This window comes from Streptomyces rimosus subsp. rimosus (assembly GCF_000720725.1).
In the GTDB taxonomy this organism is placed as follows: domain Bacteria; phylum Actinomycetota; class Actinomycetes; order Streptomycetales; family Streptomycetaceae; genus Streptomyces; species Streptomyces rimosus_A.
Genome location: NZ_JOCQ01000113.1, coordinates 1 through 26,227 on the forward strand (window position 1 = coordinate 1; position 26,227 = coordinate 26,227).

General features: G+C 72.1%; 25 protein-coding genes. 10 read left to right on the forward strand and 15 right to left on the reverse strand.

All coding sequences use genetic code 11. The annotated features are described in order from the left end of the window. Positions 1-2: 2 nt before the first annotated feature. The 8 genes from IH45_RS0136090 to ssd all read right to left on the reverse strand — a co-directional run bounded on the left by IH45_RS0136090 (position 3) and on the right by ssd (position 5,807). A complete protein-coding gene (locus IH45_RS0136090; RefSeq protein ID WP_394298732.1) occupies positions 3-326 on the reverse strand; it encodes a cupin domain-containing protein in 324 nt (107 codons plus the stop codon). A gap of 159 nt (positions 327-485) precedes the next feature. Continuing rightward, entirely contained in the window at positions 486-872 is a 387-nt protein-coding gene (locus IH45_RS0136095; protein WP_267885172.1) for an Rv3654c family TadE-like protein, read from the reverse strand. Continuing rightward, positions 847-1,290, reverse strand: a complete 444-nt coding sequence (locus IH45_RS0136100) for a TadE family type IV pilus minor pilin (protein ID WP_078897948.1) — start codon at positions 1,288-1,290, stop codon at positions 847-849. Before IH45_RS0136100 ends, IH45_RS0136095 begins: the two co-directional genes overlap by 26 nt. After that, the gene (locus IH45_RS1000000147285) at positions 1,283-1,468 is read right to left on the reverse strand and encodes a DUF4244 domain-containing protein (protein ID WP_030678775.1); all 186 of its coding nucleotides are present in this window, start codon (positions 1,466-1,468) and stop codon (positions 1,283-1,285) included. Before IH45_RS1000000147285 ends, IH45_RS0136100 begins: the two co-directional genes overlap by 8 nt. A gap of 80 nt (positions 1,469-1,548) precedes the next feature. Next, the gene (locus IH45_RS1000000150890; RefSeq protein ID WP_324607975.1) at positions 1,549-2,109 is read right to left on the reverse strand and encodes a type II secretion system F family protein; all 561 of its coding nucleotides are present in this window, start codon (positions 2,107-2,109) and stop codon (positions 1,549-1,551) included. Positions 2,110-2,449: 340 nt separating this feature from the next. After that, positions 2,450-3,373 carry a type II secretion system F family protein gene (locus IH45_RS0136115; RefSeq protein WP_030678780.1) on the reverse strand — a complete coding sequence of 308 codons (924 nt, stop codon included), beginning with the start codon at positions 3,371-3,373 and terminating at the stop codon, positions 2,450-2,452. Further along, positions 3,370-4,575 carry a TadA family conjugal transfer-associated ATPase gene (locus IH45_RS0136120; protein ID WP_030678781.1) on the reverse strand — a complete coding sequence of 402 codons (1,206 nt, stop codon included), beginning with the start codon at positions 4,573-4,575 and terminating at the stop codon, positions 3,370-3,372. Before IH45_RS0136120 ends, IH45_RS0136115 begins: the two co-directional genes overlap by 4 nt. Beyond that, positions 4,575-5,807, reverse strand: coding sequence for a septum site-determining protein Ssd (ssd, locus tag IH45_RS0136125; protein WP_394298731.1), 1,233 nt, complete (start codon positions 5,805-5,807; stop codon positions 4,575-4,577). The genes IH45_RS0136120 and ssd overlap by 1 nt, the downstream gene beginning before the upstream one ends. Positions 5,808-6,243: 436 nt before the next feature. Here ssd and IH45_RS0136130 point away from each other — a divergent pair, with 436 nt between their 5' ends. Beyond that, entirely contained in the window at positions 6,244-7,128 is an 885-nt protein-coding gene (locus IH45_RS0136130) for an HAD family hydrolase (protein WP_030678787.1), read from the forward strand. 334 nt (positions 7,129-7,462) lie between these two features. Here IH45_RS0136130 and IH45_RS0136135 read toward each other — a convergent pair whose 3' ends face one another. Then, on the reverse strand, positions 7,463-8,284 hold the full coding sequence (locus IH45_RS0136135; protein ID WP_030678790.1) for a Fic family protein: 822 nt from the start codon (positions 8,282-8,284) through the stop codon (positions 7,463-7,465). A gap of 110 nt (positions 8,285-8,394) precedes the next feature. Here IH45_RS0136135 and IH45_RS0136140 point away from each other — a divergent pair, with 110 nt between their 5' ends. Then, a complete protein-coding gene (locus tag IH45_RS0136140) occupies positions 8,395-9,387 on the forward strand; it encodes an ATP-binding protein (protein ID WP_030678793.1) in 993 nt (330 codons plus the stop codon). A gap of 42 nt (positions 9,388-9,429) precedes the next feature. Here the strand turns inward: IH45_RS0136140 and IH45_RS0136145 are convergent, their stop codons facing one another. Further along, complete coding sequence (locus IH45_RS0136145; RefSeq protein ID WP_030678795.1) at positions 9,430-10,719, reverse strand: polysaccharide deacetylase family protein; 1,290 nt, start codon at positions 10,717-10,719, stop codon at positions 9,430-9,432. A gap of 327 nt (positions 10,720-11,046) precedes the next feature. Between IH45_RS0136145 and IH45_RS0136150 the strand changes: the two genes are divergently transcribed. The 6 genes from IH45_RS0136150 to IH45_RS0136175 all read left to right on the forward strand — a co-directional run bounded on the left by IH45_RS0136150 (position 11,047) and on the right by IH45_RS0136175 (position 18,997). Continuing rightward, the gene (locus tag IH45_RS0136150; protein WP_030678798.1) at positions 11,047-13,344 is read left to right on the forward strand and encodes a SulP family inorganic anion transporter; all 2,298 of its coding nucleotides are present in this window, start codon (positions 11,047-11,049) and stop codon (positions 13,342-13,344) included. Between the two features lie 226 nt (positions 13,345-13,570). After that, on the forward strand, positions 13,571-15,535 hold the full coding sequence (gene acs / locus IH45_RS0136155; protein WP_030678801.1) for an acetate--CoA ligase: 1,965 nt from the start codon (positions 13,571-13,573) through the stop codon (positions 15,533-15,535). Positions 15,536-15,832: 297 nt separating this feature from the next. Beyond that, positions 15,833-17,185: a Na+/H+ antiporter NhaA gene (nhaA, locus tag IH45_RS0136160; protein WP_394298733.1), complete on the forward strand. Its 1,353-nt coding sequence runs from the start codon at positions 15,833-15,835 to the stop codon at positions 17,183-17,185. A gap of 44 nt (positions 17,186-17,229) precedes the next feature. Then, a complete protein-coding gene (locus IH45_RS0136165; RefSeq protein ID WP_030678806.1) occupies positions 17,230-17,688 on the forward strand; it encodes a phage holin family protein in 459 nt (152 codons plus the stop codon). Beyond that, entirely contained in the window at positions 17,685-18,611 is a 927-nt protein-coding gene (locus tag IH45_RS0136170; protein ID WP_030678809.1) for an alpha/beta fold hydrolase, read from the forward strand. The genes IH45_RS0136165 and IH45_RS0136170 overlap by 4 nt, the downstream gene beginning before the upstream one ends. A 188-nt stretch (positions 18,612-18,799) precedes the next feature. Then, on the forward strand, positions 18,800-18,997 hold the full coding sequence (locus IH45_RS0136175) for a hypothetical protein (RefSeq protein ID WP_030678812.1): 198 nt from the start codon (positions 18,800-18,802) through the stop codon (positions 18,995-18,997). Between the two features lie 123 nt (positions 18,998-19,120). Here the strand turns inward: IH45_RS0136175 and IH45_RS0136180 are convergent, their stop codons facing one another. From IH45_RS0136180 to nth, 3 genes are all read right to left on the reverse strand, one after another. Beyond that, positions 19,121-20,320 (reverse strand): MarP family serine protease, encoded by a 1,200-nt coding sequence (locus IH45_RS0136180; RefSeq protein ID WP_030678815.1) that lies wholly within the window; start codon positions 20,318-20,320, stop codon positions 19,121-19,123. Positions 20,321-20,333: 13 nt separating this feature from the next. Continuing rightward, positions 20,334-21,038, reverse strand: coding sequence for an NUDIX hydrolase (locus IH45_RS0136185; RefSeq protein WP_030678818.1), 705 nt, complete (start codon positions 21,036-21,038; stop codon positions 20,334-20,336). A gap of 154 nt (positions 21,039-21,192) precedes the next feature. Continuing rightward, on the reverse strand, positions 21,193-22,230 hold the full coding sequence (gene nth / locus IH45_RS0136190; protein WP_199810756.1) for an endonuclease III: 1,038 nt from the start codon (positions 22,228-22,230) through the stop codon (positions 21,193-21,195). Between the two features lie 404 nt (positions 22,231-22,634). Here nth and IH45_RS0136200 point away from each other — a divergent pair, with 404 nt between their 5' ends. Beyond that, on the forward strand, positions 22,635-23,309 hold the full coding sequence (locus IH45_RS0136200; RefSeq protein ID WP_003981529.1) for a Crp/Fnr family transcriptional regulator: 675 nt from the start codon (positions 22,635-22,637) through the stop codon (positions 23,307-23,309). Positions 23,310-23,493: 184 nt separating this feature from the next. Here IH45_RS0136200 and IH45_RS0136205 read toward each other — a convergent pair whose 3' ends face one another. Next, a complete protein-coding gene (locus IH45_RS0136205; protein ID WP_234440806.1) occupies positions 23,494-24,504 on the reverse strand; it encodes an agmatine deiminase family protein in 1,011 nt (336 codons plus the stop codon). Positions 24,505-24,657: 153 nt separating this feature from the next. Here IH45_RS0136205 and IH45_RS0136210 point away from each other — a divergent pair, with 153 nt between their 5' ends. Continuing rightward, on the forward strand, positions 24,658-25,257 hold the full coding sequence (locus IH45_RS0136210) for a TetR/AcrR family transcriptional regulator (RefSeq protein ID WP_030678827.1): 600 nt from the start codon (positions 24,658-24,660) through the stop codon (positions 25,255-25,257). Positions 25,258-25,345: 88 nt separating this feature from the next. Here the strand turns inward: IH45_RS0136210 and IH45_RS0136215 are convergent, their stop codons facing one another. Next, on the reverse strand, positions 25,346-26,176 hold the full coding sequence (locus tag IH45_RS0136215) for an MBL fold metallo-hydrolase (RefSeq protein ID WP_030678831.1): 831 nt from the start codon (positions 26,174-26,176) through the stop codon (positions 25,346-25,348). Positions 26,177-26,227 lie beyond the last annotated feature (51 nt).

Below are 26,227 nucleotides of genomic sequence, written 5' to 3' on the forward strand. Positions count from 1 at the left end.
CCTCACCTCGCCTCACCTCGCCTCGCCTCGCCTCGCCTCGCCTCGACGATCATCAAAGTGCCGTGGCTTCCGGCGCGGACCGCGTGCAGGGCGCCCGCCGGGACCACGTACATCTCGCCCCGCCTTACGGACACGGCCGTGCCGCCCACCGTCAGCTCCAGCCTGCCGTCGACCACGAACAGCACCTCCGCCGCGTCATGGGCCTCCTCCTCTCCCGGCAACTCGTTCATGCGCAGCACCTTCACGTCGGCCGCGCCCACCCGCCCCAGGGAGCGTGAACTCCAGGCTCTCGGCAGCGAACCCGCCGCTTGCCGTACATCGATCACCGTCAAGACATGCCTCCCGACGGGCCCCTCCGGTCCTACCCGGAGGGGCCCGCACATCGCGTTCAGTGGATGCCTGAACGCTATGCGAGCAGGGACGACGGGTGGTCGACCGTTCGGTAAAGCCTCCTTGGGCAGGGTTGATGGGGCAGTCGGAATGGTTCAGGCGTCAGGAGTGTCACCGTCGGGTATCGGCTCCGTGCCCTGGGACGTCGGCGGGCCCGCCCGGGCCCGGATGTCCGAGGTGAAAGGGCCGGTACGGGCGCGTGCCGTGACGTCCGCGATATCGCCCCGTACGGTGCAGCGCACCAGGTACGCGTCCTGGGCGACCGCCACCCGGCGAGCCGCACCGCAAGCCGCCGTCGTGTCTTGAAGCGCCCGGTCCGCGGCAGCCAGCGCCGCCAAGTCCGCCGCCGCGCCCGCACGGTGCCGGGCAACGACCACCTGGGCCATGGCGACCACCACCGCGAACACCGTGCACAGTGCCATCGCCGCGAACACCGCCCACACCGTGGCCGAGCCCTCATCGCCCCACCGTGTCCTCCGCAAGAGCCGTCGCCTCCCCTCGGAGCGTCAGCGTGAGCGGCCCCGGGCCGGGCGCCGCCGCGGTTACGCGTACCTGCACCAGGTCGCCCTTCCGCGACTGCGCCACCTGTGCGCCCCGTGGGGCCGCGCCACGGGCCACCGCGTCGACGGTCGCAGACGACTCCGACCGGGCCGCCGCCCGCGCCCCGGCCCGGGCCGCGTCCACGCACTGGATCTGCGCGCACGCGGCCATCAGGCCCCACAGGAGCGCCCCCGTGAACAGGACCAGGGCCGGGATCACCAGGGCGGCTTCGGCCGTTACGTATCCCTCGTCGTGTACGCCATGTACGGGCTTTCCGGCTTGTACCTGGCCCTCGTCACGTACGTCATGTACGGGCTTTCTGCACCGCACGCGACCCGCATCGCGCTCGTCGTCAGACATGGACGCCGAGGGCCTTTCCGATCAACGCGCGCAGTGCCGCCTCGACGGCGCCGCCGGACAGCACCTTGTAGAGCACCGCGGCGGCCGCACATGCCGCCAGCGTGCCCACGGCGTACTCGGCCGTGGTCATGCCCCGATCCGTCGCGCCACCACGCGACAACCACCGTAGTGCGAACATCGTTTCCCCCTTGTTTGCGTGCTGAATGCGATCTGAGAGGTGGACATGGGTTTGGGTACGGGTACGGCCTGATCCATAGGTCAGTTGTGTGCCATGAGCCCTTCCGCCAGGCCGATCAGAACCGGCACCACGCCGATCGCCAGGAAGGCGGGCAGGAAGCACGCCGCCAGCGGTAGCGTCACCAACACCCCTGCGCGGCGCGCCCGTTCGGCCGCTGTGCGGTGTGCCGACGCACGGAGTCCCGCGGCGATCCGGGAGACACCCTCCACAGCCGGGGCCCCGGATATGCCCGCCCGCTCCATACAGCGGGCCAGGTCACGGGCGCCGGGGAGTGCCCCGAACCGCTGCCACGCCGCTGTCGGCTCGGCGCCCAGCCGGAGTTCGGCGGCCACGCGTCGCAGCTGTACACCGACAGTGCCGTCCACCGACCGCCCGACCGCATCAGCGGCTTCCCTCGGCCCGGCTCCCGCCGCCAGGCAGGCCGCCAGCAAGTCCGCCGCCGGCGCCAGCGCCGAGCGCAGGCCCGCCTCCGCCGCTCGCCGCGCCGCCAGCACCTTCGTACGGCGCCGGCGCAGGACGACTCCGTACGCCACGGCGAGTCCGATCACGACGCCGACCGCTCCGCCGACGAGAATGGCCACGACCACCGCAACCGCCGCAGCCCCCGACCACTCCCGGAACCGCCCAGCCCACCGCCTCCGAGCCCGGCCCCGATGCGGAAACCGATCCCGATGCGGAGACCGATTCCGCCCCTGACCCGGCCTTCGGCTGCGCTCCTCCTTCGTCGCCTTGCGCCCGCCCGTGTCGCCCCCGAACCCGTCATCCAGAAGTGCCCGAGCCCGTCGCCGCCCAGTCCGTAAGCCGTGGCACTCCCGCACGGCCGAGAGCACGCACACCCCGGCGAAGAGAATCGACAGAACAATCCCCAGGCTGTGGATAACATCCGGGACATCGCCGTGGGCGGTCGAAGCCCGGAGAGCGTCAGTGGACATGCGTACTCCCCTCCGCAGCCCTGATGATGCGAGCCGTCCATACGACGCCGCACCACTCCAGAAGGCCGCCGACCAGCAGACACGCCCATCCGGCAGGGGTGTGCAGCAACACTGTGAGCGGGTCCGCGCCGAGCGCGCTGCCCATCGCGAGTCCGCCGACCGGCAAGAGCGCGAGCATCAACGCTGTGGCTCGCGGTCCGGCCAACTGGGCCCGCAGATCATCACGTTGGTCGCGCCGCGCCCGGAGGCCCGACGCGATACGTTCCAGCCCGGCGGCCAGTCCGGCCCCGCCGTCCACGGCCACCTGCCAGCACGCCGCCACCCCGGCCAGCCCCTCCGCACCGGGCAACCGCGCCGCCGCCCGCAAGGCCCGCGGCACATCACCGCCGAACCGCGCCGCCGCAACCACCGCCGTACCCGCCTCGCCGAAACCCGCGGCACCGGCCTCCACAAGTGCCTGGCCAGGCTGGCGGCCACCCCGCAGCTCCCCCGCCACCGCCTCGCACAACTCGATCACCGCGTCACCACGGCACTCCCGCTCCCGTACCCGTTCGCGGGCCCGCAACCGACGCCGGATCAGCGCCAGTGACACCACGGCGGCAACCACGGGCAGCACCGACCGGCTCAGCACAGCGAGGGCGAATCCGGCGGGGATGCACCACAACTCCCTGCGGTGGAACCACAGGCGGGCCTTCTCGCGCGCCTTCTTCAGCCTCTGCCGGATCCGTGCCTGCTCTCCTCCGGGCGCAACAGAGGCAGTGGCAGCACCCGCCCTCTCAGTGCCCACAAACAGCAGCCGCGCCCGTCGTACGTCATCACTCCGCCCTCCGGACACCCAGACCGCCACCCCCGCACACAGCACCGCCGCGCACACCGGTACCGACGCGACCACCGCAACGCCTACCTGACTCATTCCGGGCCCCTCCCCCGCTCGCACAGATTCATCAACCGCCGCCAGCCGGGCGCCTCTTGGAAGCCACCCGCCGACCACGCCGCGGCCGGTACGGTCACCACGAACCCGTCCCCGTCCCGCTCCAGAACGTCCACCTGCGCAAGCCGCCGACGGCCGGATCTGTCCCGTACGAGGTGCAGCACCACCGACAGAGCGGCCGCCAGCTGGCTGTGCAGCGCCGCCCGGTCGAGCCCGGCCGTCGAGCCGAGGGCCTCCAGACGCGCCGGTACGTCGCACGGCGCGTTGGCGTGAACGGTCCCCGAACCGCCTTCGTGGCCGGTGTTCAGCGCCGCCAACAGGTCGGTGACCTCGGCGCCGCGTACCTCGCCGACCACCAGCCGGTCCGGCCGCATCCGCAGCGCCTGCCGCACCAGGTCCCGCAGGGTGACGCGGCCGGCGCCCTCCTGGTTCGCGGGCCGGGTCTCCAGCCGTACGACATGGGGGTGGTCCGGTCTCAGCTCCGCCGAATCCTCGGCCAGTACGAGCCGTTCGGCCGGGCCGGCCAGGCTCAGCAGTGAGCTGAGCAAGGTGGTCTTCCCGGAGCCCGTACCGCCGCTGATCAGGAAGGAGAGGCGGGCGTCCAGCACGGCGCGCAGCAGCCGGTCACCGTCCGGCGGCACCGTGCCCGCCGCCACCAGCTCCGCCAGGGTGAAGGCGCGCGGGCGCAGGACGCGCAGCGACAGGCAGGTGCCCGCGACCGCTACCGGGGGCAGTACGGCGTGCAGGCGGGTGCCGTCGGGCAGGCGGGCGTCCACCCAGGGGCGGGCGTCGTCCAGCCGCCGTCCGGCCACGGACGCCAGCCGCTGCGCGAGGCGGCGTACGGCGGCCTCGTCGGCGAAGCGCACGGGCGTGCGCTCCAGGCCGCCGCCTCGGTCGACCCACACCTCGTCCGGCGCGGTGACCAGCACGTCCGTCACATCCGGTGCGGTGATGAGCGGTTCGAGGGGGCCGCTGCCGGTCATTTCCGAGCGCAGGGCGGATACGACGCCGAGCACCTCCGCGTCTCCAAGAAGGCGGCCTTCGGCGCGCAACGCCATCGCCACCCGCGCGGGCGTCGGCTCCGCGCCCGCCTCGGCCAGCCGGCCCCGTACCGCCTCCAGCAGCCCGCCACCGATCCCCGGCCGGTCCGCCGCGGGATCCTCCCCCCGACCGATCGTCCTCATTACGACGCACCCCCTGCGCCCGCGCCTCGCCCCGACCACCGGTCCGGCCGCTCCGGCCAGCCCGCCGGCCTCTCCGGCCGACCCAACGACCGCTTGGCCCCTTCGCCGACCTGCTCCCGCCGCAGCACCACCCGCTCCCAGAACGCCTCACCGAAGTGTCGTAAGGGTCCCCGCGCTTTCGCCCCGGGCGGCACCCCGCGCCTCAGGTCGGCAGAGAGGCCCGCCTCCCAGTCCAGCTCCCCGGCCAGCGGCAGGCCCAGCAACCGGGCGATCTCCTCGGGGCTCAGTTCGGGGGTGCCGCCGGCGTCCGTTTCCGGGCCGTCGCGCGCCACCACCCGTACGTCGGGCAGCACCGCCCGGACGCCTGCCGCCACCCGCCGGGCCGCCGCGACCGCCCGCAGCCCGGCGGGGACGACCAACAGGCCGACATCGATCTGCGTGAGGGCTTCCGCTACCGCGTCGTCCAGCCGTCGCGGCAGGTCGACCACGACGGCGCCGCCCCGTCTGCGCGCCGCCGCCACGACCGCGCGCATCGCCTGGGGCGGGATCGCCATCGCGTCGCCGCGGTCCCAGCTCAGTACGCGCAGGGAATGCAGCCGTGGCAGCGACTCCTCCAGGGCGCCGCCGGCCACCCGGCCGCGCGACTCGGCGAAGGCGGGCCAGCGCAGCCCTTCCTCCTTCTCGCCGCCGAGCAGGACGTCGAGGCCGCCGCCCAGCGGATCCGCGTCGATCAGGATCGTGCGCCCATGGTCGCGGGCGGCCGTGACGGCCAGGGCGCAGGCGAGGGTGCTCGCGCCGGCGCCGCCGCTGCCGCCGATCACCCCCACCGTCACGGCGGCCGGGCCGGCGCCCTCCACCGCGTCGGCGATGCGGTCCACCAGCCAGCTCTCGCCGCCGGGGAGCACCAGCACCCGCTCCGCGCCCAGGGCGACGGCCAACTGCCACAGCGGCCGCTCGTCCGCGCCGCGGGCGACGAGCACCACGCCGTCCCGGCGGGCCGCGCCGCACAGCCGGGGCGCGCAGTCGTCGCCGACGATCACCAGCGGGGCCGACGCCCAGCCGCGGCCCCGGCTGCGGGCCGTGCCGCCCCGCGCCACTTCCGGTGTCGTACCGGCCGCCGCGCACAGTCTCAACAGGTCGTCGAGGAGGGTGTCGTCCTCCGTGACGATCAGCGGTCCGCCGGGGTCTTCAGCCGTCCCGGGCGGTTGATCGGAAGTCATGCATCCGGCCACGTTCCGTTCCCCTATCGCTACACAACTCACACATCCGCGAACTCGCGGACTTTCACCGTGCAGCGATCCGGAAAATCCTGTGGATCTTGGTCCAAAACTGTGGACAACTCAATGCCTGTGAATATCCCAGTCACCTATACCGGCGACCTTGAGGGCTCCCTTAGCGCAGCACTACGACTACGCTCGGTAACCTGTAACGGGCGTCAGCAAGCCATGATCGAAGATTCAAGAGGAAGCGGCTGATCCGCCTCGGACGGCCAAAAACGCGTCCGGACATGCGACGACCCCCGCCGGGGGGGAGAGCGGGGGTCGTCCCCACGGCCGACTCGGGGGGGGAGGAGTCGGACCGGGTTAGCACGGTCGCGAACGATCCGTGACTTCCATGGTGTACCCGAGAGCCTTCTCAGGCAAACCCACGCGCCACACCTTACGCCGAATGGTGGGCGCCTATGCTCGCCTCGTGGAAAACCACTCCGTGCCCCACTCGGCGACTCACTCGACACCCCGCACAGCCGCGTTCTTCGACCTGGACAAGACAGTCATTGCTAAGTCGAGCACGCTGACCTTCAGCAAGTCGTTCTACCAAGGCGGCCTGATCAATCGCCGGGCCGTACTGCGCACCGCCTACGCCCAGTTCGTCTTCCTCGCCGGCGGCGCGGACCACGAGCAGATGGAGCGGATGCGCGAATACCTCTCGGCGCTCTGCCGGGGCTGGGACGTGGCCCAGGTCCGGGAGATCGTCGCGGAGACCCTGCACGAACTGATCGATCCGCTCATCTACGACGAGGCCGCCTCGCTCATCGAGGAGCACCACACCGCCGGCCGCGACGTGGTGATCGTCTCCACCTCGGGCGCCGAGGTGGTCGAGCCGATCGGCCGGCTCCTCGGCGCCGACCGCGTGGTGGCCACCCGTATGGTCGTCGGCGACGACGGCCGTTTCACGGGCGAGGTGGAGTACTACGCCTACGGGCCGACCAAGGCGCAGGCGGTCAAGGACCTCGCCGCCTCGGAGGGCTACGACCTGGCGCGCTGCTACGCCTACAGCGATTCGGCGACCGACGTACCGATGCTGGAAGCCGTCGGGCATCCGCACGCGGTCAACCCGGACCGGGCGCTGCGCCGCGAGGCCGCGAACCGGGGCTGGCCGGTGCTGTCCTTCAACCGGCCGGTCCAGCTCAAGCAGCGGCTGCCGTCCCTGAGCATGCCGTCGCGGCCGGTGCTGGCCACGGTGGCCGCCGTAGGCGCGGCCGCCGCGACCGCGGGCCTGGTCTGGTACGCGAGCCGGCGGCGCCCGGTTTTTGCCCGTATCACCCGAGTTTGAAGGGAAAAGTAAAGAACTGTGGTGAGGGGTTCCGCTTCCCCCGCGCCAGGAGTACAAAGGACGTAACGGCCCGCGAGACCGAGGACATCCGAGAGGAAGACCTTCTACGCATCAAGGCCCCACGGACCGAAGCACGGAAGCCGGGCACCCACGCGACGCCGACCCGTCGATTACGGGCCAGCCGCACCAGGTAACGGACCAAGTACTCCGACCTGATCGGCACATACGGAGCACGCTTGGTAACCCGGCGGACGTGCCAGCGGCGGTACCAGAAGGACCCGGTACCGCCGCATCCCTTTGCGTACGGCGGGACGGCCGCCCCGCACCCGGGCGCTTACGCCGCCCCGCGCTGCATCGCCTCGCACACCGCCGTGCTCTCGCGAGCCCCCAGCTCCACCGCCCGCCCGCAGTGCGCGATCCACGCCGCCATGCCTTCCGGAGTGCCGGACACATAGCCCTCCAGTGCGGCCACATAGGCGGCCCGGTCCTGTTCCGCGTGGCCGACCTCCGCCGGGCAGACCGACTTCGGGTCCAGGCCGCTGCCGACCAGTACGAGGCGCTCCGCCGCCCGCGCGACGAGCCCGTTGTACGAACCGAAGGGGCGCAGCGCCAGCAGCTCGCCATGCACCACCGCGGCCACCACCAGGGCGGGCGCCTCGCTGCCGGCCAGCAGCAGCCGCGCCAGCCCGTCCAGCCGTCCGGCGACCTCGTCGGCGTCCGGCAGCGGCAGCTCCACCAGGGGTTCGTCCACGGGTTCGCCCGCCAGGCGGGGCCGCCCGACCGAGTCCTGCGCCGCGCCACCGCTCGCCGCCACCAGGTGCAGCCGCGCCAGCACCCGCAGCGGCGACTGCCGCCACACGCTCAGCAGCTGCCCGGCCTCGGCGGTCAGCCGCAGAGCCGCGCCGACCGTCCGCGGCTCGCCCTCCACGCCGAAGTCGGTGCGCCGCCGAACCTCCTCCAGTGCCCAGTCCGCACCGGCCAGCGCCGCGGAGGCACGCGCGCCGCGCAGCGCCGCCTCGGAGGTGACCTCGTTGCTGCGCCGCCGCATGATCCGGTGCCCGTAGACCCGGTCCACGCTCTTGCGTACGGAGTCCACGGAGTCGGCGACGCCCGGGAGCGAGGCCAGGGTCGCGAGCGGATCGGCTGTCGTACTCATGGGTACGACCCTACGCACCTCTTGCGCCGCAAGACCGAACCGCTCGAAGGAGTGGTCTTCTTCACCCGAACCTCTCACCCAAGGCAACCTCACGATTACGCTTCGTGAACATGAAGATCGCGTTCGTGGGGAAGGGCGGCAGTGGCAAGACCACGCTGTCCTCCCTGTTCATCCGCCACCTCGCCGCCGCCCGCGTCCCCGTCATCGCGGTGGACGCCGACATCAACCAGCACCTGGCCACCGCCCTCGGCATGGACGAGGCGGAGGCCGCCGCACTGCCCGCGCTCGGCGCCCGGCTGCCGCTGGTCAAGGACTATCTGCGGGGCACCAACCCGCGCATCGCCTCCGCCGAGACGATGATCAAGACGACGCCGCCCGGGGAGGGCTCCCGGCTGCTGCGCGTCGTCGAGGACAACCCGGTGTACGCGGCCTGCGCCCGCCCGGTGCTCCTGGAGGGCGAAACGGTGCGCCTGATGGCGACCGGACCCTTCGCCGAGTCCGACCTCGGGGTGGCCTGCTACCACTCCAAGGTCGGCGCGGTGGAACTGTGCCTGAACCACCTCGTGGACGGCCGCGACGAGTACGTCGTCGTCGACATGACGGCCGGTTCGGACTCCTTCGCCTCCGGGATGTTCACCCGCTTCGACCTGACCTTCCTGGTCGCCGAGCCGACCCGTAAGGGCGTCGCGGTCTACCGCCAGTACCGGGACTACGCGCGGGACTACGGCATCGCCCTCAAGGTCGTCGGCAACAAGGTCCAGGGCCCGGACGACGTCGCCTTCCTGGCCGACGAGGTGGGCGAGGACCTGCTGTTGACGGTGGGCGACTCGGCGTGGGTACGGGCCATGGAGAAGGGCCGGCCGCACCGCTTCGACCTGCTGGAGGCCGACCACCGGCAGGCCCTGAAGGAGCTGCACGCCGCCGCTGACGAAACGTACGAGCAGCGCGACTGGCAGCGCTACACCCGCCAGATGGTGCACTTCCACCTCAAGAACGCGGAGAGTTGGGCGAACGCGAAGACGGGCGCCGACCTGGCCGCCCAGGTCGACCCCGCCTTCGTACTCGCCGAGCCCACGCCCACGGGCGCCCCGCAGCCCGCCTGACGCTCACCGCGGCATCCGGGGCGCTGCCGACGGGTCTCCGCCCTACTCCGCGTGCTTGTGCACCGGCTTGGCCGGACTGCCCGAGCCGGCGGGTCCGCCCGGCGCGCCGGGCTTCGCGGAGGGCGCGGCCAGATAGCCTTCCCAGCCGCCCTTCGGCGCCCCGCCCACCGGCAGCGTGCGCAGCTTGTCCAGCACCCGCGGGTCCTGCGCGTCCAGCCAGTCGGCCAGCTGTTTGAAGCTCACGCACCGCACGCCCTGGCGGGGGCAGATGGTCTTGATGGCGTCCTCGACGGCGCGCATGTAGGTGCCGCCGTTCCAGGACTCGAAGTGGTTGCCGACGAAGAGCGGCGCCCGGTTGCCCTTCTCGGCGCGGTCGAACGCGGCGACGAGGCCGTCGCGCATCTGCTTGCCCCAGGTGGCGTGCATCGCCGGGTTGCCCCTGGTCGTACCGGACTGGTTGGCCATGAAGTTGTAGTCCATCGAGAGCGTCTCGAAGGACCGGCCCGGTACGGGGATCTGCTGGAGCGGGAAGTCCCAGATGCCGTCGATCCGCTTGGGCCACAGCTGCCGCCCGCCGACGGAGCTGGAGTCGTAGCGGAAGCCCATCGCCTTGGCGGCCGGGATCAGGTTGCGCTGCCCCTCCAGGCAGGGGGCGCGCCCGCCGACGAGTTCCTTGCTGTAGTCGAACGGCAGCGGCTTCTCGGACTTCAGCCCGGTGTGCGTCTTCCAGGACTTGACGAACGTCTCGGCCTGTTGGATCTCGCTCTTCCACTCCTCCGGCGACCAGGTGCCCACACCGCCGTTGGCGCCGCAGAAGTGGCCGTTGAAGTGGGTGCCGATCTCGTTGCCGTCCATCCAGGCGCCGCGCATCTGCTCCACGGTGGCCCGGACCCCCTTGACGTCGTTGAAGCCGATGTCGGAGGCGCCGGGGCCGTGCTTGGGCGGGTGGTACGCCTCCTTCTTGTTGCCCGGCAGCAGGTAGACGCCGCTGAGGAAGTACGTCATCCGGGCGTTGTACTTTCTGCCGACCGCCCGGAAGTGGGAGAACAGCTTCTGGCTGTCCTCGCCGGCGCCGTCCCAGGAGAAGACCACGAACTGCGGTGGCCGCTCCCCGGGTCTGAGGCGTTCGGCCTTCGGCTGCATCGGCTGCGCCCCGGTGTACGCGGTCGAGCCGTCGCCGATCAGCTTGGCCTGCTGGGCGGTGCGCTGCGGGGCCGCCCGGCCCCCTTGGGCGCCGTTGGGGCCGTCCCCGTCCCCCGCGGCGCAGCCGGCGACCGCCGCCAGCGCCATCGTCGTGACGATCCCGGCCGTGACCTTCGTTGCGGCTGCCATCAGCCACCTCGCTCCCTGGTGTGCGAACTGCGGAACGGAGAAATCAAAAAAGCTGATTAACCGCTTTCAACTTCGCATAAGCACTAGAGGAGGTCATAAAGGACAAGCGACTCGACGTCACATTCACTCGAAGGGCGGAAGAATTGACCCGGATGCCCGAAAAGGCTTCTCCCGACCTTTACGCGTCATTACGCTTCGTTTACCGAGGCTTGAGAGCCACCGAGCCGTCACGAACGTGACCCCGGTCGGCCGGCTCGCGTCCCGCCGCAGTACACCGCCGCCCACGATCGCGCCCCGCGCGACCGCGCCGCCCCGGAGGAGACGGGAATGTCGCAGCTCCAGAAGCCCTCAGGGCCATCCGCCGCACCGGGTCCGGCACGCCCGCGGCCGCCGTCCGGCAGCCGCCGCGCGGCCTGGCACGGCGACCTGTCCGCCTCGCTCGTCGTCTTCCTGATCGCCGTACCGCTCTCGCTCGGCCTCGCGCTGGCCACCGGCGCGCCCCTCCAGGCGGGCCTGATCGCCACGGCCGTCGGCGGCCTCGTCGCCGGTCTGCTCGGCGGCGCGCCCCTCCAGGTGAGCGGCGCCGCGACGAGCCTGCTCGTGGTCACCGCCGACCTGGTCCAGCGCTACGGCTGGCGCGCCACCTGCGCCATCACGGCCCTCGCCGGGGTGACCCAACTGGCCCTCGGCGCCGTACGGGTCGCCAGGGGCGCGCTCGCGATCAGCCCCGCAATCGTGCACGGCATGCTCGCGGGCATCGGCGTCACGATCGCCGTCGGACAGCTGCACGTGGCGCTCGGCGGCAGCCCCGACAGCTCGGCGGTCGACAATGTCGCGGCGCTGCCCGGCCAGTTGGCGCACCCCCACGTGTCCGCCCTGCTCATCGGCGCCGTCACGGTCGCGGTGCTGGCCGGCTGGCCGCGGCTGCCCGGGCGGGCCGGCCGGCTGCTGCGTACGGTCCCCGCCCCGCTGGCCGCCGTGGCCGCCGCCACCGCCGTCAGCGCGGCCGTGCCCGTCCCGCGCGTCTCCCTGCCCGACTGGGCGCCGCAGGCGCTGCCCGCGCTACCGGACGCCCCGGTCCTGGCGATCGCCGCCGCCGTCCTGACGGTCACCCTCGTCGCCAGCATGGAGTCGCTGCTCTCGGCAGTTGCGGTGGAGCGCCTGGCCGCCGACCGCACCGACCGTGTCGCTCCCGTGCCCCGTACGGACCTGAACCGTGAACTGGCGGGCCAGGGAGCCGCCAACGCGCTCTCCGGACTGCTGGGCGGCCTGCCGGTGGCCGGCGGCGCGATGCGCGGCTCGGCGAACGTACAGGCGGGCGCGGCCACCCGGCGCGCCACCGTGCTGCACGGCGTCTGGGTGCTGCTGTGCGCCGGCCTGCTCGCCTCGGCCCTGGAGCTGATCCCGCTGGCCTCGCTCGCCGCCCTGGTCATGGTCGTCGGCGTACGGATGGTGAGCTTCGCGCACATCAAACACGTACAGCGGCACCGCGAGTTCCCGGTCTACGCGGCCACCTTGGGCGGCGTGGTGCTCTTCGGCGTACTCCAGGGCGTGGCCCTGGGGATCGCGGTCGCGGTCTTCCTGTCGCTGCGGCGGCTGACCCACACCCGGGTCACGGTCGGCGTCGAGGACGGCCGCCACCGGGTGCGGGTCAATGGACAGTTGACGTTCCTCGCGGTACCGAGGCTGACCCGGGCCCTGGCCCAGGTGCCCGCCGATGCGGTCGTGGTGGTCGAGCTGGGCGGGTCCTTCATGGACCACGCCGCGTACGAAGCCCTGCGGGCCTGGACCGACGCGCACCGCGCCGGTGGCGGCTGGGTGAGCCTCGGCGGGCGCGCCGGGCGCCCGATCGCGGAGCCCGCGAGCGCCCACCACTGCCGGCCGTGGACCCCGTGGCGCAACCACCACTGCACCCGCCCGCCCCAGGAAGCGGCGGAGCCGTCCAGCGGCGGTCAACTGCTCGGCGGCGTGCGCGCGTTCCAGCGCCACACGGCACCCCTGGTACGGGACGAGCTGGCGCGGCTGGCCCACGAAGGCCAGCGGCCCAGCCAGCTCTTCCTCACCTGCGCCGACTCCCGGCTGGTCACCAGCATGATCACCGCAAGCGGTCCGGGTGACCTGTTCACCGTCCGCAACGTCGGCAACCTGATGCCGCCGCCCGGCACGGACCACACCTGCGACTCGGTGGGCGCGGCCATCGAGTACGCCGTGGAGGTACTGAAGGTCGGTTCGCTGACCGTCTGCGGGCATTCGGGGTGCGGCGCGATGCAGGCGCTGCTCGGCGCCGACCACGAGCCGGGCGCGCAGACCCCGCTCGCGCGCTGGCTGCGGCACGGCCGCCCGAGCCTGGCGCGCATGCAGCGGATCGGGCGGCTGGGCCGGGGCGAGGTGGCGCTGGCCGAGCGCCCGGTGGCCGACGACGTGGAGCGGCTGGCCCTCGTCAACGTCGTCCAGCAACTGGACCACTTGATGTCGTATCCGTGCGTCGCCCGGCGTGTCGCCGAGGGCGCGCTGACGCTCCACGGGATGTACTTCCACGTGGCCGAGGCCCAGGCGTACGTGCTCGACCGGCCCACCGGGACGTTCTGCGCGGTACGGCCGGGAGCGGCGGCGGTGACGGCGTGACCGGCGGGCAGGTCTCCCCGTGGCGTGGACGGGCCGGTGTCCGGGCGTCAGCCCGCACCACCCTTCTCACCCCTTCCGGCCCGCGTCATCCCCAGCCGTAAACAGCACTTGACCTGCGGACAGTAAAGGTCTACACCAATTTTTGTCCACAGGCCTTGTCAGGCCGGGCGGTGGGCTGATGAGCTATGGCCGGGACACATCGCACGCCCTGGGAATGGGAGATGACGTGAGCAACGAAAGCCTGGCCAACCTGCTCAAGGAGGAGCGGCGGTTCGCACCGCCCGCCGACCTGGCCGCGAACGCCAACGTCACCGCCGCGGCGTACGAACAGGCCGCGGCGGACCGGCTGGGCTTCTGGGCCGCCCAGGCCAGGCGGCTGACGTGGGCGACCGAGCCCACCGAGACGCTCGACTGGTCCAACCCGCCGTTCGCCAAGTGGTTCGCCGACGGCAAGCTCAACGTCGCGTACAACTGCGTGGACCGCCATGTGGAGAACGGCCTCGGCGACCGCGTCGCCATCCACTTCGAGGGCGAGCCCGGCGACACCCGCGCCATCACCTACGCCGAGCTCCAGCGCGAGGTCTCCCGGGCGGCCAACGCGCTGACCGAGCTGGGCGTGGCGGCCGGCGACCGCGTCGCGATCTACCTGCCGATGATCCCCGAGGCGGTCATCGCCATGCTGGCCTGCGCCCGCCTGGGCGCCCCGCACTCGGTCGTCTTCGGCGGCTTCTCCGCGGACGCGCTGGCCACCCGCATCAACGACGCCGACGCCCGCGTGGTGATCACCGCGGACGGCGGCTACCGCCGCGGCAAGCCCTCCGCCCTCAAGCCCGCCGTCGACGAGGCGCTCACCAAGCCCGGTACGGAGAACGTCCGCAGCGTCCTGGTCGTGCGCCGCACCGGCCAGGAGGACGTGGCCTGGACCGAGGGCCGCGACGTGTGGTGGCACGACATCGTCGGGCGGCAGAGCGACACCCACACCCCGGAGGCGTTCGACGCCGAGCACCCGCTGTTCATCCTCTACACCTCCGGCACCACCGGTAAGCCCAAGGGCATCCTGCACACCACCGGCGGCTACCTCACCCAGGTGGCCTACACCCACCACGCCGTCTTCGACCTCAAGCCGGAGACCGACGTCTACTGGTGCACCGCCGACGTCGGCTGGGTGACCGGCCACTCGTACATCACCTACGGGCCGCTGGCCAACGGCGCGACCGAGGTGCTCTACGAGGGCACGCCCGACTCCCCGCACCAGGGCCGCTGGTGGGAGATCGTGCAGAAGTACGGCGTCACGATCCTCTACACCGCGCCGACCGCGATCCGCGCCTGCATGAAGTGGGGCGACGACATCCCCGCCAAGTACGACCTGTCCTCGCTGCGGGTCCTCGGTTCGGTGGGCGAGCCCATCAATCCGGAGGCGTGGATGTGGTACCGCAAGCACATCGGCGCCGACCAGGCCCCGATCGTGGACACCTGGTGGCAGACGGAGACCGGCGGCATGATGCTCAGCCCGCTGCCCGGCGTCACGGAGACCAAGCCCGGCTCGGCGCAGCGCCCGCTGCCCGGCATCGCGGCCACCGTCGTGGACGACGAGGCCCGCGAGGTGCCGGACGGAGGCGGCGGCTACCTGGTCCTGACCGAGCCGTGGCCGTCCATGCTCCGCACGATCTGGGGCGACGACCAGCGCTATCTGGACACCTACTGGTCCCGCTTCGAGGGCAAGTACTTCGCGGGAGACGGCGCGAAGAAGGACGAGGACGGCGACATCTGGCTGCTCGGCCGGGTGGACGACGTGATGCTGGTGTCCGGCCACAACATCTCCACCACCGAGGTCGAGTCCGCGCTGGTCTCGCACCCGAAGGTCGCCGAGGCCGCCGTCGTCGGCGCGACCGACCCGCAGACCACCCAGTCGATCTGCGCCTTCGTCATCCTGCGCGGCAGCGCGGCGGAGGACGAGGGCCTGGTCGAGGAGTTGCGGGCGCACGTCGGCAAGCAGCTCGGCCCGATCGCCAAGCCCAAGCGCGTCCTGCCGGTGGCCGAGCTGCCGAAGACCCGCTCCGGCAAGATCATGCGCCGGCTGCTGCGGGACGTCGCCGAGAACCGCGACCTGGGCGACGTCTCGACGCTGACGGACTCCGGCGTGATGGACCTCATCCAGGCCAAGCTGCCGAGCGCGGCGAGCGAGGACTGATCCACCGCTTCTAGGGCACCCGGCCGGAAACCGGCCGGGTGCCCTTTCCTGTTCCGGGCGCCCCTCACCTGCCGCCGGGCGGCCGAATGCGCCATATGCCCGTAAGGTGAAGATCGCCGGAATGTTCCTTGTGCGGCCCAGGTAGAGTATGGATCGCGTCAAGAACGCGACAACATCACACCGAGGGTGCGCCGGGAAGTCTGGTCGGCAACTGCAACAGCCGTATTCAGCTGCCGTACGACCGGAGGTCCTCGCGTGAGCGCGCCCCACAACCGTCGATCCATATTCCTCGGGCGGATGTCCCTGCCCGAGCGGACCTACATCGCGGACGCCCTGCGCGCCGAGACCGTGGGCGGCGTCCTGCTGCTGATCGCGGCCGTCGTGGCGCTCGTCTGGGCCAACACGCTGGGGGACGGCTACGAGGCGGTACGCGGCTTCCACCTCGGCTTCGGCTCCATCGGGCTGGACCTGTCCGTACAGCACTGGGCCGCCGACGGCCTGCTCGCCGTCTTCTTCTTCGTCGCCGGGATCGAGCTCAAGCGCGAACTGGTCGCGGGCGACCTGCGCGAGCCCAAGAAGGCCGTGCTCCCGGTGGTCGCCGCGCTGTGCGGCATGGCGATGCCCGCGGTGGTCTACCTCGTGGTCAACACCGTGGGCGGCGGCTCGACGAACGGCTGGGCGGTGCCGACCGCCACCGACATCGCCTTCGCGCTGGCCGTCCTCGCCGTCATCGGCACCTCCCTGCCGTCCGCGCTGCGCGCCTTCCTGCTGACCCTCGCCGTCGTCGACGACCTCTTCGCGATCCTGATCATCGCGGTCTTCTTCACCTCGCAGCTCAACTTCCTGGCGCTCGGCTTCGCCGTCGCCGGCCTCGTCGTCTTCTACCTGCTGCTGCGCAAGGGCGTCCGCGGCTGGTACATCTACGTACCGCTCGCCCTGGTCATCTGGGGCCTGATGTACAACAGCGGCGTCCACGCCACCATCGCGGGCGTCGCCATGGGCCTGATGCTGCGCTGCCACCGCCGCGACGGCGAGGAGCAGTCGCCCGGCGAGCACATCGAGCACCTGGTGAGGCCCCTCTCGGCCGGTCTCGCGGTACCGCTGTTCGCCCTCTTCTCGGCGGGGGTGTCGGTCTCCGGCAGCGCGCTGCACGACGTGTTCACCAAGCCGGAGACGCTGGGCGTGGTGCTCGGTCTCGTCATCGGCAAGGCGGTCGGCATCTTCGGCGGCACGTGGTGCGCGGCCCGCTTCACCAAGGCCGAGCTGAACCCCGACCTGAGATGGCCGGACGTGTTCGCCGTCGCCGCGCTCGCCGGCATCGGCTTCACGGTCTCCCTGCTCATCGGCGAGCTGGCGTTCACCGACGACCCGCTGCTGACCGACGAGATCAAGGCGGCCGTGCTGACCGGCTCGCTGATCGCCGCGGTGTTCTCCGGGGTCCTGCTGAAGATACGTAACGCCAAGTACAAGAAGCTCTGCGCGGACGAGGACCGCGACGAGGACCAGGACGGCATCCCGGACGTGTACGAACAGGGCAATCCGGAGTACCACCTGAGAATGGCGAAGATCTTCGAAGCGAAGGCCGCGGAACACCGCCGCCTTGCCGAAGTGGCCTCCGGCGCCGACGCCGGGGACGATGGTCCGGCATGATCTGAGAGGCTTTGCATCCGGGAGAAGACAAGAGGGAGACGTCGATGAGCACAGCCGACGACGGCGCGGACCGCAGCCTCGGACAGCTGGTGGCCACAGCCACCGCCGAGATGTCCGCACTGGTGCACGACGAAATCGCACTGGCCAAGGCCGAGCTGCGGCAGGACGCGAAGCGGGCCGGCATCGGCAGCGCCGCGTTCCTCGTGGCGGGCGCGCTCGCGCTGTTCGCGCTGCCGGTGCTGAGCTTCGCGGCCGCCTACGGCATCCACAACCTCGGCCTCGGCCTCGCCTGGTCCTTCCTGATCGTCGGCGGCGCCTTCCTGGTCATCGCCCTGCTGCTGGTGCTGATGGCGGTGGCCAAGCTGAAGAAGATCAAGAAGCCGGAGAAGACCATCACGTCGGCCAAGGAGACCGCGGCCGTCCTGCAGAACGTCAAGCCGCATCCGCGTCCGGCCACCGAGGACCACCCGGTCCTGGAGTCTGTGACACGCTCCTCCGTATGACGGCTCCCGACAGTTCCGACGCGGTCGTACGTCCCGACGGGCCCTGGACCCACCGGGACGTGGCGGCCAACGGCGCGCGTTTCCACATCGCCGAGATGGGTGACGGCCCGCTGGTGCTGTTGCTGCACGGCTTCCCGCAGTTCTGGTGGGCCTGGCGCCACCAGCTCCCGGCGCTCGCCGACGCGGGTTTCCGTGCGGTGGCGATGGACCTGCGGGGCGCGGGCGGCAGCGACCGTACGCCGCGCGGCTACGATCCGGCCAACCTGGCCCTGGACATCACCGGGGTCGTACGGTCGCTGGGCGAGCCGGACGCGGCGCTCGTCGGGCACGACCTCGGCGGCTACCTGGCGTGGACGGCGGCGGTGATGCGGCCGAAGCTGGTGCGGCGCCTGGCGGTGTCCTCGATGCCGCACCCGCGGCGCTGGCGCGCGGCCATGCTCGCCGACTTCAAGCAGAGCAGGCAGAGCTCCCACATCTGGGGGTTCCAGCAGCCGTGGCTGCCCGAGCGCCGGCTGCTGGCGGACGACGCCGCCCTGGTGGGGCGTCTGATCCGGGACTGGTCCGGGCCGCGGCTGCCCGAGGATGAGGACATCGAGGTCTACCGGCGGGCGATGTCCATCCCCTCGACGGCACACTGCACCGTCGAGCCGTACCGCTGGCTGGTGCGGTCGATGGCCCGGCCGGACGGCATCCAGTTCAACCGGCGCATGAAGTGGCCCGTACGGGTGCCGACGCTGCATCTGCACGGCTCGCTCGACCCGGTGATGCGCACCCGCAGCGCGGCCGGCTCCGGGGAGTACGTGGAGGCCCCGTACCGCTGGCGGCTCTTCGACGGCCTCGGGCACTTCCCCCACGAGGAGGACCCGGTGGCGTTCTCCACCGAGCTGATCAACTGGCTGCAGGACCCGGAGCCGGACCGGTAGGGCCGGACGCGGCGGCGGCCGGAACCGTGCGTTCCTGGCCGGTGCGGCCGGGGCTCGCGGGTCCGGTGGTACGACACGCCGAACAGATCCGAACGCACGTATGACGAACAGCCAATTGCCGCCCGCATAGGCCAATTGACGGCCCGCCGAGCGGTTACGGAGCCCGGAGCACGGGCAGAGTCGTGGGTATGGGCTGGACGCACGACTACCGTGACGTGGCACGCGATCGCCGCAGCAGCGCCGCTGCGACGGGCATTCCGGAGAGGGGCGCCTCGGACCTTGTGTCCGGTGGGTCCCCCGACCTCGCCCACCCGCTGGGCATTCCGCGCATCCTGCGCCGCCGGGCGCGCTGGATGACCGCGCGGCTCAAGCATCCACGGACCTGAGAGTCCGCGTCTGATCCGACCGCGGTTCAGGCGTGGGCCGTGCCACCGCCGGAGCCCCGGGCCGGGGCGCGGGCGTCCGCCTGCCCGCCCGGCCCCGTCCGGCTCGGCCCCGGGGTCCTGCCGTCACATCGCGCAGCCCTGGCTGTCCACCGGCCGCTGGGCCGTACGCCCCTGGGTGATGTCCGTGCGGATCTCGTCGGCGGTGAGCGCGTAGCCGGTGTTGGTGTCGTCCAGGGACTTGGCGAAGACCACTCCGTAGACCTCGCCGTCCGGTGTGAGCAGCGGGCCGCCGGAGTTGCCCTGACGGACCGTGGCGTACAGGGAGTAGACGTCGCGGGCCACCGTGCCGCGGTGGTAGATGTCCGGCCCGTCGGCCTTGATGCGACTGCGGATACGGGCCGCGCGGACGTCGTAGCCGCCGTTCTCCGGGAAGCCGGCGACGATGGCGCCCTTGCCGGTGGCCGCGTCGTTCTGCGCGAAGCGCAGCGCGGGCGCCGGAAGCGACGGCACGTCGAGCACCGCGATGTCGCGCTGCCAGTCGTACAGGACGACCTTGGCGTCGTACGTACGGCCCTCGCCGCCTATCTGGACCGTCGGCTCCTTCACGCCGCCCACCACGTGGGCGTTGGTCATGACGCGGTGCGGTGCGAAGACGAAACCGCTGCCTTCGAGGACCTTGCCGCAGCTCGGGGCCGTGCCGACGACCTTGACGATGCTCTTGCGGGCCTGCGCCGTGACCGGGCTGGCGGCCAGCTTGGGGTCCGGGGCGGGCACCGCGTGGATCGGCTCGTTCGAGAACGGTGTGAAGACCTGCGGGAAGCCGTTCTGCGCGAGGACCGAGGAGAAGTCCTTGAACCAGGTGTTCGCCTCCTGCGGCATCACCTGGGAGACGCCCAGCAGCACCTTGGAGTTGCGGACCTCCTTGCCCAGCGTCGGCAGCGAGGTCTGGGCCAGCATGGAGCCGAGGAGCCAGGCGACCAGCAGCATCGCCAGGACGTTGACCAGCGCGCCGCCGGTGGCGTCCAGGGCGCGCGCCGGTGACCAGGTGATGTATCTCCGGAGTTTGTTGCCCAGGTGGGTGGTGAGGGCCTGGCCCACCGAGGCACAGACGATCACGATGGCGACCGCCGCGATCGCCGCGAAGGTGTTCGGGGTGGCGTCGTCGGTGATCTGGTTCCAGATCACCGGCAGCACATAGACCGCGACCAGACCGCCTCCGAGGAAGCCGATCACGGACAGGATGCCGACGACGAAGCCCTGGCGGTAGCCGACGACGGCGAACCACACCGCAGCGGCCAACAGCACGATGTCCAGCACGTTCACGCCCGACACCGTCTCACGCACTCCGGTCGAGCGGGACCTGCTTGGCACGGTCCCATGGCAGCTCCCACCCCGCGTAGTGCAGGATCCGGTCAATCACGCCCGCGGTGAAACCCCAGACCAGGGCGTCCTCGACGAGGAAGGCGGGGCCGATGTGGCCGCTGGGGTGGCGGGTGGTCACCCGGTGGGCGGGATCCGTGAGATCCGCCACGGGCACCGTGAAGACCCGGGCGGTCTCCGCCTCGTCCACCGCGCCGACCGGGCTCGGCTCGCGCCACCAGCCCAGTACGGGTGTGACGACGAAGCCGCTTACGGGGATGTACAGGCGCGGCAGCACGCCGAAGACCTGGACACCGGCCGGATCGAGGCCGGTCTCCTCCCATGCCTCGCGCAGCGCGGCGCGCACCGGGCCCGCGTCCTCCGGGTCGCCGTCCTCGGGGTCGAGGGCGCCGCCGGGGAAGGAGGGCTGGCCGGCGTGCGAGCGCAGGGTGCCCGCGCGCTCCATGAGCAGCAGCTCGGGGCCGCGGTCGCCGTGCCCGAACAGGACCAGTACGGCGGACGGCCGGCCGCCGCTCTCGGGCGGCAGGAAGCGGCTGAGCTGGTGGGGCTCGATCGTGGCGGCGGCGCGGGCCACCGGCGCGAGCCACTGCGGCAGGCCGTCGGTACGGACGGCCGTCTCATACGCAGCGGTCTTCGCGTACTGCTCCCGTGCGCTCGTCATACGCGCCCCCTCAGGCCCTGGATCGGTGGGATCGATGGTCATGCGGCCGTGGCCGGTCCTATTCGGGCTGAGTCCGTTCGCGGCCGGTTCGGTTCCGCTTCCCGTGTGAGCGTTTTGTACCGGGCGGGGCGGCGGGGGCCGCGCGCGGCGGTGATCAACGGCCCGCCAGCGGGGGTGCCGGCTGCCCCGGATAGTCGGCCGGGGGCCGCAGCCGCTGGCCCGGCTGGCCGCCCATCTCGTACTTGAGCAGCTTCTTCGCCTTCTCCGGGTCCAGCTCGCCCTCGCCGTACGACGGGCAGTCGTGGGCGATGGGGCAGGCGCCGCAGGCGGGCTTGCGGGAGTGGCAGACGCGGCGGCCGTGGAAGACGACGCGGTGCGAGAGCATCGTCCACTCGCTCTTGGGGAAGATCTCGGCGATCTCCGCCTCGACCTTCTCCGGGTCCTGCTGCCCGGTCCAGCGGAAGCGGCGGACCAGCCGGCCGAAGTGGGTGTCGACGGTGATCCCCGGGACACCGAAGGCGTTGCCCAGCACGACATTGGCGGTCTTGCGGCCGACGCCCGGCAGCGTCACCAGGTCCTCCAGGCGGCCGGGGACCTCGCCGTCGAAACGGTCCCGTAGCGCCGTGGAGAGGCCGAGCAGGGACTTGGCCTTGGCCCGGAAGAAGCCGGTCGGCCGGATCAGCTCCTCCAGCCGCTCGGGCTCGGCGGCGGCCATGTCCTCCGGGGTGGGGTAGGCGGCGAACAGGGCGGGGGTGGTCTGGTTGACCCGCAGGTCGGTGGTCTGCGCGGACAGGACCGTGGCGACGAGCAGCTCGAAGGAGTTGCGGAAGTCCAGCTCGGGGTGGGCGTACGGATAGACCTCGGCCAGCTCGCGGTTCATCCGGCGGGCGCGGCGCACCATGGCCGTACGGGACTCGGGCTTGGCGGGGGGCTTGGGGGCGGGCTGCTGGGCGGGGGTGGCCGGGGTCTTGGCGGCCGTCTTCTTCGTGGTGACGGACTTCTTTGCGGCGGCCGTCTTCTTCGCGGTGACCGACTTCTTCGCAGCGACAGTCTTGGCGGACGCCTTCTTGGCTGCGGTCTTCTTGGCCGCGGTCTTCTTGGCTGCGGTTTTCTTCGCCGCGACCTTCTTCGCCGGCGTCTTCCCGGCAGGCGCCTCATCGGCAGCCGTCTTCCCGGCAGTAGCCTTCTTCACCGCCGTCTTCTCCCCCGCGGCCCGCTTCGGGGCAGAAGCCCCGGTCGCAGCCGTTGTGGCGGGCTTCTTCCGCGTCGTCGCCTTCTTCGCTTTCTTCGCTCTTTCCCCGGTTTCCACCGCTTTCGCGGCCTCGGCAGGCGCCTGTTCGCCCACAGCGGAATCGCGGCCCGCGCTCACTCGCTCAGCCCCCTTGTCCTGTGCTCTCACCGGCGTATTGGACACTCGGCCAGCGTAAGGCCACCCGCTGACATCCGGTCCGATCTCCATGTCCCGTGGGCCCAATCGGCCCCCTGCCGTATGGCTTGCGCCACGGGTCCGGCATCCTTGTGATTGATCGCACTGTTTTGCATTCCGGCATGATGGGGACCAAGGTCCCTTTGAGCATGTCGACAAGGAGAGATCTCGTGGACGACGTTCTGCGGCGCGCACCGCTCTTCGCGGCGCTCGATGACGAGCAGGCGGCCGAGCTGCGCGCCTCGATGGGAGAGGTCACGCTCGCCCGCGGCGACGCCCTGTTCCACGAAGGGGACCCGGGCGACCGCCTGTACGTGGTCACCGAGGGCAAGGTCAAGCTGCACCGCACCTCCCCCGACGGACGGGAGAACATGCTCGCCGTCCTCGGCCCCGGTGAGCTGATCGGCGAGCTCTCCCTCTTCGACCCGGGCCCGCGTACCGCCACCGCCACCGCCCTCACCGAGGTCAAGCTGCTGGGCCTGGGCCACGGCGACCTCCAGCCCTGGCTGAACGCCCGCCCGGAGGTCGCGACCGCCCTGCTGCGCGCCGTCGCCCGCCGCCTGCGCAAGACCAACGACCAGATGTCCGACCTGGTCTTCTCCGACGTGCCGGGCCGGGTCGCCCGCGCGCTCCTGGACCTGTCGCGCCGCTTCGGCGTGCAGTCCGAGGAGGGCATCCACGTCGTACACGACCTCACGCAGGAGGAGCTGGCCCAGCTCGTCGGCGCCTCGCGCGAGACGGTCAACAAGGCCCTCGCGGACTTCGCGGGCCGCGGCTGGCTGCGCCTGGAGGCGCGCGCGGTGATCCTGCTGGACGTGGAGCGCCTGGCGAAGCGTTCGCGCTGACGCGCGCCGGCACGGCACACCGCACCGGACTCCGAAAGGGTCCCGCTGCCCCGGGCAGCGGGACCCTTTCGCGTGAAACCCGCCGACCGGCCCTACGGCACCGAGGCGCCCCACGGCACCGATAGCGCCGCACGGCCCCGAAGCGGCGTACGGCACCGGCAGCGGCGAACAGCGCCCGCGCCGCCTACGGCACCCGCGGCAGCTGCTGCGTAGCGCAGTGGATCCCGCCCCCGCCCTCCCCCACCGCGTCGATCGCGACCTGCCGGATCTCCCGGCCGGGGTGCAGTTCGCGCAGGATCCCGGCGGCCCGGTCGTCGGCCCGCCGGTCGCCGAAGCGCGGCAGGACCACCACACCGTTCGCCACGCAGTAATTCAGGTACGAGGCGAGGAACTCCGGCCCCCGCTCCCCGATCGCGTACGGGTCGGGCTCCGGCACCTCGACGATCTCCAGCCGTCTTCCCCGGGCGTCGCGGGCCTGCTCCAGGACGCCGCGGGCCTGCTCGTACACGCGCGTCCACACGTCCGGCCCGTTGCCCTGCCACGGGCGGCTCAGCAGGACGACACCGGGTGCCACGAACCGGGCGATGCTGTCGATGTGGCAGTCGGTGATGTCCTCGCCCCGTACGCCCGCCACCCAGACGACCCGCCGCACGCCCAGGACGCGCTCCAGCTCCGCCTCGATCCGCCCCCGCGTCAGACCGGGGTTGCGGTTGGCGTTGACCAGGGAACTCTCGGCGACGAGCAGGGTTCCCTCACCGTCCGTCTCGAAGGAGCCGCCCTCGGCGGTGATCGCGGCATCGATACGGGTGATGCCCTCGTGCGCCAGCAGCCGGCGGGCCACCCGGCCGTCGTCCGGGTGGCGCTGCTTGCCGCCCCAGCCGTTGAAGTGGAAATCGACGCCCCTACAAGCAGCGTCCGCGGGCGCGCCCGACGGGGTGACGACGACCGGCCCGGTGTCCCGTATCCACAGGTCGTCGACCGGGATCGGTACGACCTCCACCGCCACGCCGCACGCCCGGCGGGCGCGTACCTCCTCCTCGGGGCCGACCAGCAGCGTGACCGGCTCGTACTCGGCGAGCGTGCACGCCAGCCGGGCGATGTCGCGCTGTGCGGCGGGGGCCTGGTCGCCCCACAGGGAGCCGTACGGCGGCCAGGCGAGGTACATCCGTGCGTGCGGCTCCCACTCGGCAGGCATGCGCATGACGCTCCCGACTCCCGGTTTCTCGGCGACTTCCTGACTGAAATATCAGTCAGGAATCATTTCGAACGTAGCACCCCCGGCCCCCGCCCGCGACCGCATTCCGGCCACCCGCCCCCGCTCCCCGGCCACCGAGTACGGTGGTCGACTGTGTCCGAGCGCCGAGTACAGATCCTGGAAGCCGCGACCCGCACCATCGCGCGGAGCGGCGTACGCGGCCTGCGGGTGGAGGAGATCGCCGCCGAGGCCGGAGTGTCCACCGGGCTGATCTATTACCACTTCGGCGGGCGCGCCGAACTCCTGCGCCGCACCCTCGACTTCATCGGCGAACGCGCCGAGCGCCACACCACGCCGGACCCGGAGACGGTGCGCCTGGCGGGCCCGCGCGCCCAGTTGGAGGAGATGCTGCTGCGCGAGCTCCAGGACACCCCCGAGATGGTGGAGAACAGCACCGCCTGGGGGGAGTTCCAGTCCAGCGCCGTCTTCGACGCCGGGCTGCGGGAGCAGTTGCGCGAGGCGACCCGGCAGTGGACGGACGACCTGGCCGATCTCGTACGGGAGGCCCGGGCCGCGGGCACGGCCGACCACGGCGCCCCGGTGACCGACGTGGCCGAACGTCTCAGCGCGCTGGTGGAGGGGCTCAGCACCCGCTGGCTGAGCGGTTCGGTGTCGCTGGACCGCGCCCACGAGCTGCTGCGCGGCGGCATCGAGCGGGAGTTGGGGCCCGTTCCTGACGACGGCCGGGCGTAGGCCCCGGCTCCCGCTCGCTCGCAGACCGGCCCGCCCTCCAAACCGGCCCGCCCCACAGACCGGCCCGCCCTCCAGCCTGGCCCGCCCCTCAGATCAGCCCGTGCTCCTCCAGATAATCCAGCTGCGCCCGTACGGACAGCTCGGCGGCGGGCCACAGCGTGCGGTCCACGTCCGCGTACACGCTCGCCACGACCTCCGACGGCGTCCGGTGCCCGGCCTCGACCGCCGTCTCCACCTGGGCCAGCCGGTTGGCACGGTGCGCGAGGTAGAACTCGACCGCGCCCTGCGCGTCGTTCAGTACGGGCCCGTGGCCGGGCAGCACGGTCGTGACGCCGTCGTCGACCGTCAGCGAGCGCAGCCGCCGCAGCGAGTCGAGGTAGTCGCCGAGCCGGCCGTCCGGGTGGGCGACGACGGTGGTGCCGCGGCCCAGGATCGTGTCGCCGGTCAGTACGGCGGCGTCGGCCGGGAGGTGGAAGGAGAGCGAGTCGGCGGTGTGGCCGGGGGTCGGTACGACCCGCAGCTCCAGGCCGCCGGTGGTGATCACGTCACCGGCCGCCAGGCCCTCGTCGCCCAGGCGCAGCGCCGGGTCCAGCGCCCGTACGGCCGTCCCGGTCAGCTCCGCGAAGCGCGCGGCGCCCTCGGCGTGGTCCGGGTGACCGTGCGTCAGCAGGGTCAGGCCGACGCGCTTCCCGGCCTGTTCGGCGGCGTCCACGACCGCCTTGAGGTGGGTCTCGTCCAGCGGTCCCGGGTCGATGACGACCGCCAGGTCCGCGTCGGGCTCGGTGACGATCCAGGTGTTGGTGCCGTCCAGGGTCATCGGGGACGGGTTCGGCGCGAGCACGCACCGAGCACGGTCGGTGGCGGGTCCGGCGATGGCCCCGCCGCGGGGCTGGCCGGGGAGGGCGGCTGCGTACGTCATGCGGTGGGCTCTCCCGTGGTCGGAGGCGGAGGCGGAGGTGGGGTCGGGGAC

What these genes read in the sequence shown, in the direction of transcription:
- IH45_RS0136150 (WP_030678798.1), top strand. Translation starts at nt 11,047, where the DNA reads ATGTCGCAGCTCCAGAAGCCCTCAGGGCCATCCGCCGCACCGGGTCCG.
- IH45_RS0136100 (WP_078897948.1), bottom strand. Translation starts at nt 1,290, where the DNA reads ATGTCTGACGACGAGCGCGATGCGGGTCGCGTGCGGTGCAGAAAGCCC.
- IH45_RS0136170 (WP_030678809.1), top strand. Translation starts at nt 17,685, where the DNA reads ATGACGGCTCCCGACAGTTCCGACGCGGTCGTACGTCCCGACGGGCCC.
- IH45_RS0136215 (WP_030678831.1), bottom strand. Translation starts at nt 26,176, where the DNA reads ATGACGTACGCAGCCGCCCTCCCCGGCCAGCCCCGCGGCGGGGCCATC.
- IH45_RS0136205 (WP_234440806.1), bottom strand. Translation starts at nt 24,504, where the DNA reads ATGCCTGCCGAGTGGGAGCCGCACGCACGGATGTACCTCGCCTGGCCG.
- IH45_RS0136165 (WP_030678806.1), top strand. Translation starts at nt 17,230, where the DNA reads ATGAGCACAGCCGACGACGGCGCGGACCGCAGCCTCGGACAGCTGGTG.
- IH45_RS0136175 (WP_030678812.1), top strand. Translation starts at nt 18,800, where the DNA reads ATGGGCTGGACGCACGACTACCGTGACGTGGCACGCGATCGCCGCAGC.
- IH45_RS0136120 (WP_030678781.1), bottom strand. Translation starts at nt 4,575, where the DNA reads ATGAGGACGATCGGTCGGGGGGAGGATCCCGCGGCGGACCGGCCGGGG.
- IH45_RS0136145 (WP_030678795.1), bottom strand. Translation starts at nt 10,719, where the DNA reads ATGGCAGCCGCAACGAAGGTCACGGCCGGGATCGTCACGACGATGGCG.
- IH45_RS0136135 (WP_030678790.1), bottom strand. Translation starts at nt 8,284, where the DNA reads ATGAGTACGACAGCCGATCCGCTCGCGACCCTGGCCTCGCTCCCGGGC.
- IH45_RS0136140 (WP_030678793.1), top strand. Translation starts at nt 8,395, where the DNA reads ATGAAGATCGCGTTCGTGGGGAAGGGCGGCAGTGGCAAGACCACGCTG.
- IH45_RS1000000147285 (WP_030678775.1), bottom strand. Translation starts at nt 1,468, where the DNA reads ATGTTCGCACTACGGTGGTTGTCGCGTGGTGGCGCGACGGATCGGGGC.
- IH45_RS0136115 (WP_030678780.1), bottom strand. Translation starts at nt 3,373, where the DNA reads ATGAGTCAGGTAGGCGTTGCGGTGGTCGCGTCGGTACCGGTGTGCGCG.
- IH45_RS0136130 (WP_030678787.1), top strand. Translation starts at nt 6,244, where the DNA reads ATGGTGGGCGCCTATGCTCGCCTCGTGGAAAACCACTCCGTGCCCCAC.
- IH45_RS0136185 (WP_030678818.1), bottom strand. Translation starts at nt 21,038, where the DNA reads ATGACGAGCGCACGGGAGCAGTACGCGAAGACCGCTGCGTATGAGACG.
- nhaA (WP_394298733.1), top strand. Translation starts at nt 15,833, where the DNA reads ATGTCCCTGCCCGAGCGGACCTACATCGCGGACGCCCTGCGCGCCGAG.